Source organism: Cronobacter muytjensii ATCC 51329 (assembly GCF_001277195.1).
GTDB lineage: Bacteria > Pseudomonadota > Gammaproteobacteria > Enterobacterales > Enterobacteriaceae > Cronobacter > Cronobacter muytjensii.
Window position 1 is genome coordinate 3,477,991 of record NZ_CP012268.1, and the last position, 13,293, is coordinate 3,491,283.

Sequence of the window (13,293 nt, forward strand, 5' to 3'; positions counted from 1 at the left end):
ATGAAATAAATCATCATTACGGCGGAATAATGGCCAAACCTTAATTGACGTGACTTTCATCACAAAGTTAAACCTGTGCTCTATTACTATTTATTCCGAATTCAATCTGCACGGTAACCGGTTATGCGAACACCTGTCGCATAACGCCACCTTTTTTATTCTGAAATCAGCAAGGGATAAATATGGAAAAGCATTACGTGGGATCGGAAATTGGCCAGTTACGCAGCGTGATGTTGCACCGACCTAATTTGAGTCTGAAACGACTGACGCCATCTAATTGTCAGGAATTACTTTTTGATGATGTATTATCGGTAGAGCGTGCGGGCGAAGAACATGACATTTTCGCCCGCACATTGCGTGACCAGGGCGTCGAAGTATTATTACTGACGGATCTTCTTACCCACACGCTGGATATCCCTGAGGCCAAAGCCTGGCTGCTGGAGACCCAGGTTTCCGAGTACCGCCTCGGCCCTTCTTTCGCCTCGGACGTGCGCGGCTGGCTTGCCGATTTACCCCACCGGGAGCTGGCGCGGCGCTTAAGCGGCGGTCTGACATTCAGCGAAATCCCCGCCTCTATTCATAATATGGTGGTGGATACCCACGGCGCCCATGATTTTATTATGGAGCCGCTGCCTAATCATTTATTCACTCGCGACACCTCCTGCTGGATATATAACGGCGTGTCGATTAACCCAATGGCCAAACAGGCACGCCAGCGCGAGACCAATAATCTTCGTGCGATTTATCGCTGGCATCCGGCTTTCGCTGACGGCGAATTTATAAAATATTTTGGCGACCAGAACATTAATTACGACCACGCCACGCTGGAAGGCGGCGATGTATTAGTGATTGGTCGCGGCGCGGTGTTAATCGGCATGTCTGAGCGCACTACGCCGCAGGGTGTGGAATTCCTGGCCAGCGCCCTGTTTAACCACCAGCAGGCGACGCGCGTGATTGCCGTGGAGTTACCAAAACACCGCTCCTGTATGCATCTCGATACCGTGATGACGCATATCGATGTCGATACCTTCTCCGTTTACCCCGAAGTGGTACGTCCCGACGTGAAATGCTGGACCTTAACGCCGGACGGGCGCGGCGGTCTCGCGCGCCGGGAGGAGAAAAGTCTGGTGCATGCCCTGGAGCAGGCGCTCGGGGTCGATCGCATCACGCTTATCACCACTGGCGGCGACGCCTTTGAAGCCGAGCGCGAGCAGTGGAACGACGCCAATAACGTGCTGACCGTGCGCCCCGGCGTCGTGATTGGCTATGAGCGCAACATCTGGACCAACGAGAAATATGACAAGGCCGGCATCACCGTGCTGCCCATTCCCGGCGACGAGCTGGGCCGTGGACGCGGCGGCGCCCGCTGCATGAGCTGCCCGCTGGAACGCGATGGCATTTAAGGAGAACACCATGGAAATGAAACCCACGCTGGTCGTGGCGCTTGGCGGCAACGCGCTGCTGAAACGCGGCGAACCGCTGGAAGCCGATATTCAGCGCCATAACGTCGAGCTTGCGGCGCGCACCATCGCGCAGCTCACCCGTCAGTGGCGCGTGGTGCTGGTGCACGGCAACGGGCCGCAGGTCGGACTGCTGGCGCTGCAAAACAGCGCCTACCTTAACGTCACGCCCTATCCGCTCGATATTCTGGGCGCCGAAAGCCAGGGGATGATCGGCTATCTGCTCCAGCAGTCGCTGAAAAATGCGCTGCCGGAACGCGAGGTGAGCGTGCTGCTGACTCAGGTGGAGGTAGACGACGCCGACCCGGCGTTTGCAAACCCGACCAAATACATCGGCCCGGTGTATGACAAAGCCCAGGCGGACCGGCTTGCCGCGGAAAAAGGCTGGACGATGAAAGCCGACGGCGCGTATTTCCGCCGCGTGGTGCCCTCGCCGCAGCCGCAACGGATTGTCGAGAGCGACGCCATTGAGGCGCTTATCGCCCGCGATCATCTGGTTATTTGCAATGGCGGCGGCGGCGTGCCGGTGGTGGAGAAAGCCGACGGTTACCACGGCGTCGAAGCCGTTATCGATAAAGACCTCTCAAGCGCCCTGCTGGCGCGCCAGCTTCACGCCGACGCGCTGCTGATCCTGACCGACGCTGACGCGGTGTATCACGACTGGGGCAAACCGACCCAGCGGCCGCTGACGCACGTCACGCCCGCGCAGCTTGCTGAGCTGCGCTTCGATGCAGGCTCGATGGGGCCGAAAGTGGCGGCGTGCTGCGCCTTTGTCCGGCAGTGCGGCGGTATCGCCGGGATCGGCGCGCTGGCTGACGGCCCGGCGATACTCGCGGGCGATAAAGGCACGCTGATCCGCCAGTAAATGGCGCCTCTCTCTTTGACACAAAAAGGATTTCCTCATGACTATCAACCTGAAAAACCGTAATTTCCTGAAGCTGCTTGATTACACCCCGGCGGAGATCCAGTACCTCATCGATCTCGCTATGCAACTCAAAGCCGACAAAAAAGCCGGACGCGAAAAGAAAACGCTGGTCGGCAAAAATATCGCGCTGATTTTCGAAAAAACCTCCACCCGCACCCGCTGCGCGTTTGAAGTCGGCGCGTTCGACCAGGGCGCGCAGGTGACCTACATCGGGCCGAGCGGCTCGCAGATAGGCCATAAAGAGTCGATGAAAGATACCGCGCGCGTCCTGGGCCGCATGTATGACGGTATCGAATATCGCGGCTACGGTCAGACGATTGTCGAGGAGCTGGGCGAATTCGCGGGCGTGCCGGTGTGGAATGGCCTTACCAACGAATTTCACCCGACGCAAATTCTGGCGGATCTAATGACCATGCTGGAACATTCGCCAGGCAAAACGCTCCCGCAGATCCGCTTCGCCTATCTCGGCGACGCGCGCAACAACATGGGCAACTCGCTGATGGTGGGCGCCGCGAAAATGGGCATGGAGATCCGCCTCGTGGCCCCAAAAGCCTTCTGGCCGGAAGAGGAGTTAGTCGAACAGTGCCGCGCCATCGCCGCGCAAACCGGCGCGCGCATCATCCTCACGGAACATGTCGATGAAGGCGTGGACGGCGTCGATTTTCTTTATACCGACGTCTGGGTATCGATGGGCGAGCCGAAAGAGGCCTGGGCCGAGCGTGTCGCGCTGATGAAGCCCTACCAGATCAATCAGGCGGTCATAAAAGCGACCGGCAACCCGAACGTCAAATTTATGCACTGCCTGCCGGCGTTTCATAACGAGCACACCACCGTGGGCCGCGAGATTGAAGCCGCCTACGGCCTGAAAGGGCTGGAGGTGACGGAAGAGGTGTTCGAGTCGCCCTGCTCCATCGTGTTTGACGAGGCGGAAAACCGCATGCACACCATCAAAGCCGTGATGGTGGCGACGCTTGGCGAATAACCCCTGCGGGCGCGCCGCCCGCGCGCCCGTTGCTTCGGAGAGATCTCATGCACAGGTTTAAATTCCCTTCCGCTTATACGATTTTATTTGTGCTTATCGCGCTGGTGGCGGCGCTGACCTGGGTAGTGCCCGCCGGAAAATATCAGATGGCAATGAACGACACGCTCGGCAAAGAGGTGCCGGTCGCGGGCACGTACGCCCCTGTCGAGGCGCATCCGCAGGGCATTACCGCCGTTCTGCTGGCGCCAGTGGATGGCCTTTACAACCACGTCACCTACGCCGCAGGCGCCATCGACGTGGCGCTGTTTGTGCTGATCATCGGCGGCTTTCTGGGCGTGGTGAATAAAACCGGCGCCATTGATGCCGGGATCGAGCGCGTCACCGAGCGCCTGCACGGCAAAGAAGAGTGGATGATCCCCATTCTGATGGCGCTGTTCGCCGCAGGCGGCACCATCTATGGTATGGCGGAGGAGTCGCTGCCGTTTTATACGCTGCTGGTGCCGGTAATGATGGCCGCGCGTTTTGATCCGCTGGTCGCCGCCGCCACCGTGCTGCTTGGCGCAGGCATCGGCACGCTCGGCTCCACCATTAACCCCTTCGCGACGGTGATCGCCGCCAACGCCGCAGGCATTCCGTTCACCAGCGGAATCGGGCTGCGCGTGGCGCTGCTGGTTATCGGCTGGGTTATCTGCGTGGTGTGGGTGATGCGCTACGCGCGGCGCGTGCGCCAGGAGCCATCTTCGTCTGTCGTGGCGGATCTGATTGAGAGCAACCGCGCGCATTTTCTGGGTAACCAATCCGGCGACAGGATCCCGTTCACCGCCACACGCAAAGTTATTCTGGTGATCTTCGCCGCCTCGTTTGCCGTGATGATTTACGGCGTAGCGGTGCGCGGCTGGTGGATGGGCGAAATTTCCGGCGTGTTCCTCGCCGCGGCCATTATTACCGGCGTCGTGGCGCGCATGAGCGAAGAGGCTTTTACCAGCACCTTTATCGATGGCGCGCGGGACTTGCTCGGCGTGGCGCTGATTATCGGGATTGCGCGCGGCATCGTGGTGGTGATGGATAACGGCATGATCACGCACACCATTCTGCACAGCGCCGAAAACCTGGTGACCGGGCTCTCCACCACGGTTTTTATCAATGTCACGTACTGGCTCGAAGTGCTGCTCTCGTTCCTGGTGCCGTCGTCATCGGGCCTCGCGGTGCTGACGATGCCCATCATGGCCCCGCTCGCCGATTTCGCCCACGTGGGCCGCGACTTGGTGGTTACAGCCTATCAGTCGGCCTCCGGCATCGTCAATCTCATTACGCCGACGTCAGCGGTCGTGATGGGCGGCCTCGCTATCGCCCGCGTGCCGTATGTGCGTTATCTGAAATGGGTCGCCCCGCTCATTCTCATCCTGACGGTGTTGAACATGGCCGCGCTCAGCCTCGGCGCGCTGTTTTAGCGATTCATGGCGTCGCGGCGGTGTCAATCGCGGGCGTCGCGCCGCATGAAACGCCTCCCATTTTTGTAAAAGCCCGTTGTTTATCCGTCTGTTATGGTTCCCCCGGCGACGGGCCGGGAAAACAATATCGTTTTTCTTCAGCTTTCAACAAGGTAAGGAGTGATGGTCCATGAAGGATTACGGTGATTATTCCGGGAAAGAGCAGCAGCAGATGGCGGTGTGCCAGCGGCTTATCAGCAATAAAACCTACTGCTCTCAGGAGGAGATCCGGCGCGATATGCAGCGCCAGGGGTTTAACAATATCAGCCAGTCCTCGGTCTCACGCCTGCTGAAACTGCTGGGTGTGATTAAAATCCGCAACGCCAAAGGACAAAAAATTTATTCCCTGAACCCCCTGTTGCAGCCCGCGCCTGACGCGGCGCGCGCTATCTCGGAAATGGTGGTGAGCGTGGAACATAACAGCGAGTTTATCCTTGTCCATACGGTGGCGGGCTACGGTCGCGCGGTAGCGAAAGTGCTGGATTATCATGCGCTGCCGGAGATCCTGGGCGTGGTGGCGGGCAGCAGTATCGTCTGGATAGCGCCGCGCGACGTGAAGCGCACGGCGCTGATACACAAGCGCATTAATTACTTACTTGGAATGCATTAATATTCACAGCAATCGATTCCTGGCGACAAAGCGTGCATTTCCTGCTTGTCAGCCAATCGCACTTGCGTATAATGCCGGGCAATTTGCCGGAGGGAAGCATGGTCCAGTGTGTTCGACAATTTGTCTTACCGCGTCGTCAGAAAGCTGACGGCCAGGCCGTTGCTCTTTCCGTTCCAGAATTGCTGATAAAAGCCCCTCAATGAGGGGCTTTTTTTTGTCCAGCGTTTGTCCGCCGGCCTGAAGAGGAGACAGAAATGGCTAATCCGCTTTATCAAAAACACATTATTTCCATCAACGATCTCAGCCGCGCCGAGCTTGAGCTGGTGCTGGAGACGGCGGCGAAGCTCAAGGCGAACCCGCAGCCGGAGCTTTTGAAGCATAAAGTGATCGCCAGCTGCTTCTTCGAAGCCTCCACCCGCACCCGCCTGTCGTTTGAAACCTCCATGCACCGCCTGGGCGCGGCGGTGGTCGGTTTCTCCGACAGCAGCAACACGTCGCTTGGCAAAAAGGGCGAAACCCTGGCGGACACGATTTCGGTTATCAGCACCTATGTGGATGCCATCGTGATGCGTCACCCGCAGGAGGGCGCGGCGCGTCTCGCCACTGAGTTTTCCGGCGGCGTGCCGGTGCTGAACGCGGGCGACGGCGCCAATCAGCACCCGACGCAGACGCTGCTTGATCTCTTTACCATTCAGGAGACTCAGGGGCGGCTGGAAAACCTTACCATCGCGATGGTCGGCGATCTGAAATATGGCCGCACGGTCCATTCACTGGCCCAGGCGCTGGCGAAATTCAACGGCAACCGCTTCTGCTTTATCGCGCCGGACGCGCTGGCGATGCCGCAATATATCCTCGATATGCTGGATGAAAAAGGCATCGCCTGGAGCCAGCACGGCGCCATTGAGGATGTGGTGCAGGAGGTAGATATCCTCTACATGACTCGCGTACAGAAAGAGCGCCTCGACCCGTCCGAATACGCCAACGTGAAGGCGCAGTTTGTGCTGCGCGCCGCCGATCTTCAGGGGGCGCGCGCCAACATGAAAGTGCTGCACCCGCTGCCGCGCATCGATGAAATTACGACCGACGTGGATAAAACGCCGCACGCCTGGTATTTCCAGCAGGCGGGCAACGGCATTTTCGCCCGTCAGGCGCTGCTGGCGCTGGTACTGAATCGCGATTTAGATCTGTAAGGAGAAGCCCATGACCCATGACAACAAACTTCAGGTAGAAGCCATTCGCCGCGGTACGGTGATTGACCATATCCCGGCGCAGGTTGGCTTCAAGCTGCTTTCCCTGTTTAAGCTTACCGAAACGGATCAGCGCATCACCATCGGTCTGAACCTGCCCTCCGGCGAGATGGGGCGTAAAGATCTGATTAAGATTGAAAACACCTTCCTGACCGAGGAGCAGGTCAACCAGCTCGCGCTCTACGCGCCGCAGGCGACGGTGAACCGCATCGACGATTACGAGGTGGTGGGCAAGAGCAAACCGAGCCTGCCGGATCGCATCGAAAATGTGCTGGTCTGCCCGAACGGCAACTGCATCAGCCGCATCGAGCCGGTGTCGTCGAGCTTCGCGGTAAAAACCCGCGGCGAGGCGGTGCAGCTGAAGTGCAAATATTGCGAGAAAGAGTTCGCCCGCCACGTCGTGCTGGCGGATTAATTGTGGCTGGCAAAGGCCTTACGGCTCCCTATAATGAGCGGGAGCCTTACCGCTGTTAACTTCAGGAGAAATTATGTCCCGCACTATCGCCACGGAAAATGCACCCGCCGCTATCGGCCCTTACGTTCAGGCTGTCGATTTGGGCAACATGGTTATCACCTCCGGGCAGATCCCGGTTGATCCGAAATCCGGCAGCGTGCCGGACGACATCGCCGCTCAGGCGCGCCAGTCGCTCGATAACGTGAAAGCGATTATCGAAGCCGCGGGCCTGAAGGTGGGCGATATCGTGAAAACCACGGTATTCGTGAAAGATCTGAACGATTTCGCCACGGTTAACGCGACTTATGAAGCGTTTTTCACCGAGCATAACGCCACCTTCCCGGCGCGTTCCTGCGTGGAAGTGGCCCGTCTGCCGAAAGATGTGAAAATCGAAATCGAAGCGATCGCCGTTCGTCGCTAAGCGCCGCTGCCGTGAAAAGAAAAAGCACCGCGAGCGGTGCTTTTTTTATGGCCTTAGCGCGCCGCTTTTTTCGTTTTCGCCAGCGCCTGACGCTGATGGCTGACCGGCGTGTGTGTGGTTAATGCCGGCTGGGTTTTGCGGTACTGACGCTTCGCCGCGCGCATCTCCTCTATCGTCGGCGCAGGCACCAGACAGTCGCGACGCCCGCCTATCAGATGCTTTTTGCCCATCGCTTCCAGCGCCTCGCGGATAAGCGGCCAGTTGGCCGGATCGTGATAGCGCAACAGCGCTTTATGCAGGCGGCGCTGGCGGTCGCCTTTCGGTACTACCACCTCTTCGCTCTTGTAGCCGATTTTCCCGAGCGGGTTTTTACCGGTGTAATACATGGTGGTCGAGTTGGCGAGCGGCGACGGATAAAAGTTCTGCACCTGATCGAGCCGGAAGCGGCGCTGTTTGAGCCACAGCGCCAGATTCACCATGTCTTCGTCGCGCGTGCCGGGGTGCGCTGAGATAAAGTACGGGATCAGATACTGCTCTTTTCCCGCCTGTTTCGAGTAGGTATCGAAGAGTTGTTTAAAGCGATCATAGCTCCCCATACCCGGCTTCATCATTTTCGACAGCGGCCCCGCTTCGGTGTGCTCCGGCGCTATCTTCAGATAACCGCCGACGTGGTGCGTCGCCAGCTCTTTGATATAGCGCGGATCCTCCACCGCCAGATCGTAACGCACGCCGGAGGCGATCAGGATCTTCTTAATACCTTTCAGATCGCGCGCGCGGCGGTACAGATTGATCGTCGGCGTATGATCGGTATCCATATGCGGGCAAATATCCGGGTAGACGCACGACAGGCGGCGGCAGGTCTGCTCAGCGCGCGGCGAGGTGCAGCGCAGCATATACATGTTGGCCGTCGGCCCGCCGAGATCGGAAATCACGCCGGTAAAGCCGGGCACCGCATCGCGGATCGCCTCGATCTCATTAATGATGGAGTCTTCCGAGCGACTCTGGATGATGCGCCCTTCATGCTCGGTGATGGAGCAGAACGAACAGCCGCCGAAGCAGCCGCGCATGATATTCACCGAAAAACGGATCATCTCATACGCCGGAATGCGCTTTTTGCCGTAGGCCGGGTGCGGCACACGCTGGTACGGCAGCGCGAACACGCTGTCCATCTCTTCGGTCGAGAGCGGAATGGCGGGCGGGTTGATCCAGATATAGCGGTCGCCGTGCTTTTGCATCAGCGCACGCGCGCAGCCGGGGTTGGTTTCGTGGTGCAGAATGCGTGAGGCGTGCGCGTACAGCACTTTGTCGCCCTTCACTTTTTCATAAGACGGCAGCAGCACGTAGGTTTTCTCCCACGGCTTCGGGCGCGGCGGCTGTACGGTGACGCTTTTCGCCGTCGGTTTCTCTGGTTTGTTGCCGTCGGCGCAGGGCAGATCGTCGCCGTAAGGATGCGGGATCGGATCGATTCGCCCCGGCGTGTCGAGGCGGGTTGAGTCCACTCCTGCCCAGCCCGGCAGCGCTTCTTTGAGCATAATCGCCGTATTGCGCACCTCGCGGATCGCGCTGATCGGCTCGCCCATCGCCAGACGGTGCGCCACTTCCACCAGCGGGCGCTCGCCGTTGCCGAAAATCAGCATGTCGGCTTTGGAATCCACCAGCACCGAGCGGCGCACCGTATCAGACCAGTAATCGTAATGCGCGGTGCGGCGCAGGCTCGCTTCAATACCGCCCAGGATAACCGGCACATCGCGCCAGGCCTCTTTGCAGCGCTGGGTATAGACCAGCGTGGCGCGATCCGGGCGCTTCCCCGCCTCGTTATCCGGCGTGTAAGCGTCGTCGTGGCGCAGTTTGCGATCCGCTGTGTAACGATTGATCATCGAATCCATATTCCCGGCGGTCACGCCGAAAAACAGGTTCGGTTTGCCAAGCCGCATGAAGTCGTCTTTGGTGTTCCAGTCCGGCTGCGCGATGATCCCGACGCGAAAGCCCTGCGCCTCCAGCATACGGCCGCAAATGGCCATGCCGAAACTGGGGTGGTCAACATAGGCGTCGCCGGTGACAAGAATAATGTCGCAACTGTCCCAGCCGAGCAGATCCATCTCCTCGCGCGACATCGGTAAAAAGGGCGCAGGCCCAAAGCAGGCCGCCCAATACTGGGGCCAGGAGAACAGATCGCGATCCGGCTGGATCAGGCTCAGGGAACTCATAGTGCTTCCGGAAAATGGCAAAAAATCGACAAAGGGCGGCGATTATACGTCCGAAAGCAACAAGAAAAGAAGGGTTATTCTGCGGAAAAAAGCATCGCGCCCGTTCCCGCAGTGAGGCTCGCTTATTTACTGTGCCAGTAGGCTGCCGCGCGCATCAGCTGGGCGTTGACGCGCCCTTCAAACGGCTCGCTTAACTGCTTAACGGCTCTGCCTTCGCCGGTTATCCACAGGTAATAATCCTCCTGCGGCACGGTCAGCGCGGCGAGTTTTGTTGCGACCGCCTGGGTGTCATGGCCGATAACCCACTGAATATTAAATTCGTCGAGGTGCGCCAGGTAGCCCTTCAGCGATTCGTCAGACACTGTCACCATCGCTTCGACATGTACCGGTTTGGGCTGCGCGCGGAGCGCTTCCAGACGACGGCGCAGCGCCGGCATGCCGGATTCATCGCACACATAAAGCTGCCAGGCGTAATCTTCCGGCACCACCAGCGAGCCGCGCGGCCCGCCGATGAACAGCGTGTCGCCAGGCTTTGCGGCCACGGCCCAGTCGCTCGCCACGCCGGATTCGTGCACATAAAAATCGAGCGTCAGCTGCTGGCGCGCCTCGTCAAAGAGCGGCGTGTAGTCGCGTGACGGCGGACGCACGTCGCCTGCCCAGACGATGCCCTCATCCGTCACCTCTGGCGGCACAAACGGCACGCCGTCCTGCGGGAAGAACACTTTGACATGATCGTCGAAACCGCGAGAGCTGAAGCCCGCGAGCGATTCGCCGCCGAACACGACACGCTGAAAACCACTGACGCGTTCGCTCTCAAGCACGGTAAGTTCACGAAAACGCAGCTCGTTACGGACGCGCTGCGGAAATTGAGTTCTCTGATTCATCATCAACCTGCCAACGTAAACGGTAAATTCGATATATCTAAATTTTCGTAAATGATAATGATTGCCAACAACGGAAATGGCAAGTGATTTTTAGATACTCCGTGCAAAAAGCGCACAGCGCGCCAAAAAAACCTTTTTAACCATTAATAATCAAATAATTAAAAAATCATATTTTCTTTTTGAGACTCCTGTCGCTAAAAAAGATATAGTTAAGATATATCTGTTATTACCGGAGAACCTGCCATGCGCTCAGACGATCGCCCCGCTTCACACGCCCGCCGCGAAGGCCGGCACGGCTCGGATGGTCACCGCCGCCCCCGTTTTTTTGGCAATGGCGAGCTGCGCCTGGTGATGCTGGATATCCTGTGCGGCGGCGCAAGCCACGGCTATGAGCTGATCAAAGCCATCGAAACGCTCACCGCCGGTCACTACGCGCCAAGCCCTGGCGTGGTCTACCCGACGCTCGATGCGCTGGAGGCGCAGGGGTTTATCGTGCTGCATGAAGAGGAAAATGGCCGCAAGAAGATAGCGATCACCGATGCGGGCCGCGCGTGGCTTGCAGAAAACCGCGAGGCGCTTACCCATATTCAGACGCGCATACGGGCGCGCGCCATTGGTCATCAGTTGCGTAAAGATCCGCAGATGAAACGGGCGCTCGACAATATGAAAGCGGTGCTGGATTTAAAAGTGAACCAGGCGCAAATCAGCCCGGAGACGTTAAAGCAGATTATCGGGATTATCGACCGCGCGGCGCTGGAGATTTCGCAGCTCGATTAAGGAAAACGGCGGTGGCAGGCCACCGCCGTCGGGTCATCAGGCGCTGAGACGGAACACTTTAACCATCTCTTTTAAGTTATGCGCCTGGTCATTCAGGGAGGATGCCGCCGCTACGGATTCTTCCACCAGCGCGGAGTTCTGCTGCGTGGTGGTGTCAATCATGCCGATGGCGCTGTTGATCTGCGAAATGCCGTCGGTCTGTTCGCGGCTCGCCTGAGCGATTTCGCGCAGGATGGCGTCCATTTCGTCAACGTTTGTCACCATGCCGTTTAGCAAGCCGCTCGCCTTCTCGACCAGTTCCATCCCCTCACGCGTCTGGCCGGTAGAGTCTTCAATCAGCGCGCGAATTTCGCTCGCCGATGACGCGCTCTTCTGCGCAAGCTGGCGCACTTCCCCCGCCACCACGGCAAAACCGCGCCCGTGTTCGCCTGCTCGCGCCGCTTCCACCGCAGCGTTCAGCGCCAGAATGTTGGTCTGGAACGCAATGGCATCAATCAGATTGATAATGTCAGACATCCGATCCGATGTGCCGCGAATGACGCGCATTTTATCCGTCACCTGCTGCATCATTTCGCCGTTGCGTTTCACCACGCTCGCCGCGTCGGATGAGAGCCGCGTCGCTTCGCTGGTGTTATCAGCGGTGTTTTTAACGGTCGAGGTGATCTGCTCCATCGAGGCGGCGGTCTGCTCTACGGAGCTTGCCTGCTCTTCGGTACGCGCCGCCAGATCCTGGTTGCCCGCGACAATCTGCGACGCGGCGCTGGAGATGCTTTCAGCGCTGTACTGCACCTCCTGCACAATCGCCTGCAGACGCTGCTTCATGTCCATCAGCGCGTGCAGCAGCACGCCCGTTTCGTCGCGACTCTTCACCTCAACCGAATGGGTCAGATCGCCTTCGGCAATCGCGCCGGCAAAGCGCACCGCCTGGCCGAGCGGGCGCGTAATCGCGCGCACGATAAGCCAGCCCATCAGCGAGCCCAGCACGACGCACAGCAGCGTCAGCCCAACCAGCATGGCGCGGTTGCTGCGGAAATCTTTCGCGACCGTCACGCCCGCCTCACGCATATGGCTGTCCTGAATCTTAATCAGCGCCTGCACCCGCGATTTGTACTCTTCCTGGAGTTGCAGCGTGGTGGACATCATCTCCTCCATCGCCGCATTGCGGTCGTTACGCTTCACCGCATCGAGAATGCGAAAGCGCGAGGCCAGATATTGCTTACGCACATCGGCAATCTGCGCCAGCGCCTGACGCGAGGCGTCATCGGTCAGCGTGTTATTCAGATCCGTCAGCAGCGCGCTGATACGACCGCTAATCGCGCTCAGTTGCGCCTGCGACTGCTGCGTCCAGCGCTGATTCTCGTCCATCAGCATTAATTGCTGCGTGCTGACGAAGCTCTGGAAATTCTCAATAAGCTGATTGGCTTTGACGGTAGTGGGATAATCCTTAACCACAATCTGCTGAATATTATTATTCGCCTGGCTAAGACTACCGAGCGATAAACTGGCGCTGATGAGTAGAAGAACAATAAAGAAAGCAAAAGCGAAAATAAGCTTGGTGCGGATTTTTATATCGCGGATGGACATATTCACTCCGTTGAACGGGTTATTTAACGCTGGCGAAACGGAAATCGCAGCAATGGATAACGTGACCCACCGAACCTCCGTGGATCGACAAAAGTCGTTATCGTCCGCCCGTTTTGTAACTTTATGAGTTTGATCGTTTTTCTCTTTGATAAACCCAATAAACAATAGCCATTAACTATTAATAAGCGGGGATTGATCGGCCAAATGTGCGCCAGATCACTTAATCGCGCAATTAATTACAGGGTGCCTGCC

At 58.2% G+C, this 13,293-nt stretch carries 12 protein-coding genes; 9 read left to right on the top strand and 3 right to left on the bottom strand.

The annotated features are described in order from the left end of the window. The first annotated feature begins 182 nt into the window (after positions 1 to 182). The 8 genes from arcA to ridA all read left to right on the top strand — a co-directional run bounded on the left by arcA (position 183) and on the right by ridA (position 7,589). Positions 183 to 1,403 carry an arginine deiminase gene (gene arcA, locus AFK63_RS15950; RefSeq protein WP_038865329.1) on the top strand — a complete coding sequence of 407 codons (1,221 nt, stop codon included), beginning with the start codon at positions 183 to 185 and terminating at the stop codon, positions 1,401 to 1,403. A 10-nt stretch (positions 1,404 to 1,413) separates the two neighbouring features. Beyond that, positions 1,414 to 2,325, top strand: coding sequence for a carbamate kinase (locus tag AFK63_RS15955; protein ID WP_038865332.1), 912 nt, complete (start codon positions 1,414 to 1,416; stop codon positions 2,323 to 2,325). A gap of 37 nt (positions 2,326 to 2,362) precedes the next feature. Next, on the top strand, positions 2,363 to 3,367 hold the full coding sequence (gene argF, locus AFK63_RS15960) for an ornithine carbamoyltransferase (protein ID WP_038865334.1): 1,005 nt from the start codon (positions 2,363 to 2,365) through the stop codon (positions 3,365 to 3,367). A gap of 47 nt (positions 3,368 to 3,414) precedes the next feature. After that, a complete protein-coding gene (locus AFK63_RS15965) occupies positions 3,415 to 4,818 on the top strand; it encodes a YfcC family protein (RefSeq protein ID WP_038865336.1) in 1,404 nt (467 codons plus the stop codon). Between the two features lie 169 nt (positions 4,819 to 4,987). Continuing rightward, positions 4,988 to 5,467 (top strand): arginine repressor, encoded by a 480-nt coding sequence (locus tag AFK63_RS15970; protein WP_038865338.1) that lies wholly within the window; start codon positions 4,988 to 4,990, stop codon positions 5,465 to 5,467. Positions 5,468 to 5,721: 254 nt separating this feature from the next. Then, on the top strand, positions 5,722 to 6,657 hold the full coding sequence (gene pyrB / locus AFK63_RS15975; protein WP_038865340.1) for an aspartate carbamoyltransferase: 936 nt from the start codon (positions 5,722 to 5,724) through the stop codon (positions 6,655 to 6,657). Positions 6,658 to 6,667: 10 nt separating this feature from the next. Beyond that, positions 6,668 to 7,129: an aspartate carbamoyltransferase regulatory subunit gene (gene pyrI, locus AFK63_RS15980; protein ID WP_038865342.1), complete on the top strand. Its 462-nt coding sequence runs from the start codon at positions 6,668 to 6,670 to the stop codon at positions 7,127 to 7,129. Positions 7,130 to 7,202: 73 nt separating this feature from the next. Continuing rightward, complete coding sequence (ridA, locus tag AFK63_RS15985; protein ID WP_004388683.1) at positions 7,203 to 7,589, top strand: 2-iminobutanoate/2-iminopropanoate deaminase; 387 nt, start codon at positions 7,203 to 7,205, stop codon at positions 7,587 to 7,589. Positions 7,590 to 7,642: 53 nt separating this feature from the next. On the opposite strand, the gene AFK63_RS15990 is transcribed toward ridA, so the two are convergent. Together AFK63_RS15990 and AFK63_RS15995 are read right to left on the bottom strand one after the other, a co-directional pair. Next, positions 7,643 to 9,796 carry a YgiQ family radical SAM protein gene (locus tag AFK63_RS15990; protein WP_038865344.1) on the bottom strand — a complete coding sequence of 718 codons (2,154 nt, stop codon included), beginning with the start codon at positions 9,794 to 9,796 and terminating at the stop codon, positions 7,643 to 7,645. Between the two features lie 122 nt (positions 9,797 to 9,918). Next, on the bottom strand, positions 9,919 to 10,683 hold the full coding sequence (locus tag AFK63_RS15995) for a siderophore-interacting protein (protein WP_038865346.1): 765 nt from the start codon (positions 10,681 to 10,683) through the stop codon (positions 9,919 to 9,921). Between the two features lie 240 nt (positions 10,684 to 10,923). Here AFK63_RS15995 and AFK63_RS16000 point away from each other — a divergent pair, with 240 nt between their 5' ends. Further along, positions 10,924 to 11,457, top strand: coding sequence for a PadR family transcriptional regulator (locus AFK63_RS16000; RefSeq protein ID WP_038865348.1), 534 nt, complete (start codon positions 10,924 to 10,926; stop codon positions 11,455 to 11,457). 36 nt (positions 11,458 to 11,493) lie between these two features. Here AFK63_RS16000 and AFK63_RS16005 read toward each other — a convergent pair whose 3' ends face one another. Then, positions 11,494 to 13,041, bottom strand: coding sequence for a methyl-accepting chemotaxis protein (locus AFK63_RS16005; RefSeq protein ID WP_038865350.1), 1,548 nt, complete (start codon positions 13,039 to 13,041; stop codon positions 11,494 to 11,496). Positions 13,042 to 13,293 lie beyond the last annotated feature (252 nt).

Coding starts and splice junctions, on each gene's coding strand:
- arcA (WP_038865329.1), top strand. CDS start 183: ATGGAAAAGCATTACGTGGGATCGGAAATTGGCCAGTTACGCAGCGTG.
- AFK63_RS15955 (WP_038865332.1), top strand. CDS start 1,414: ATGGAAATGAAACCCACGCTGGTCGTGGCGCTTGGCGGCAACGCGCTG.
- argF (WP_038865334.1), top strand. CDS start 2,363: ATGACTATCAACCTGAAAAACCGTAATTTCCTGAAGCTGCTTGATTAC.
- AFK63_RS15965 (WP_038865336.1), top strand. CDS start 3,415: ATGCACAGGTTTAAATTCCCTTCCGCTTATACGATTTTATTTGTGCTT.
- AFK63_RS15970 (WP_038865338.1), top strand. CDS start 4,988: ATGAAGGATTACGGTGATTATTCCGGGAAAGAGCAGCAGCAGATGGCG.
- pyrB (WP_038865340.1), top strand. CDS start 5,722: ATGGCTAATCCGCTTTATCAAAAACACATTATTTCCATCAACGATCTC.
- pyrI (WP_038865342.1), top strand. CDS start 6,668: ATGACCCATGACAACAAACTTCAGGTAGAAGCCATTCGCCGCGGTACG.
- ridA (WP_004388683.1), top strand. CDS start 7,203: ATGTCCCGCACTATCGCCACGGAAAATGCACCCGCCGCTATCGGCCCT.
- AFK63_RS15990 (WP_038865344.1), bottom strand. CDS start 9,796: ATGAGTTCCCTGAGCCTGATCCAGCCGGATCGCGATCTGTTCTCCTGG.
- AFK63_RS15995 (WP_038865346.1), bottom strand. CDS start 10,683: ATGATGAATCAGAGAACTCAATTTCCGCAGCGCGTCCGTAACGAGCTG.
- AFK63_RS16000 (WP_038865348.1), top strand. CDS start 10,924: ATGCGCTCAGACGATCGCCCCGCTTCACACGCCCGCCGCGAAGGCCGG.
- AFK63_RS16005 (WP_038865350.1), bottom strand. CDS start 13,041: ATGTCCATCCGCGATATAAAAATCCGCACCAAGCTTATTTTCGCTTTT.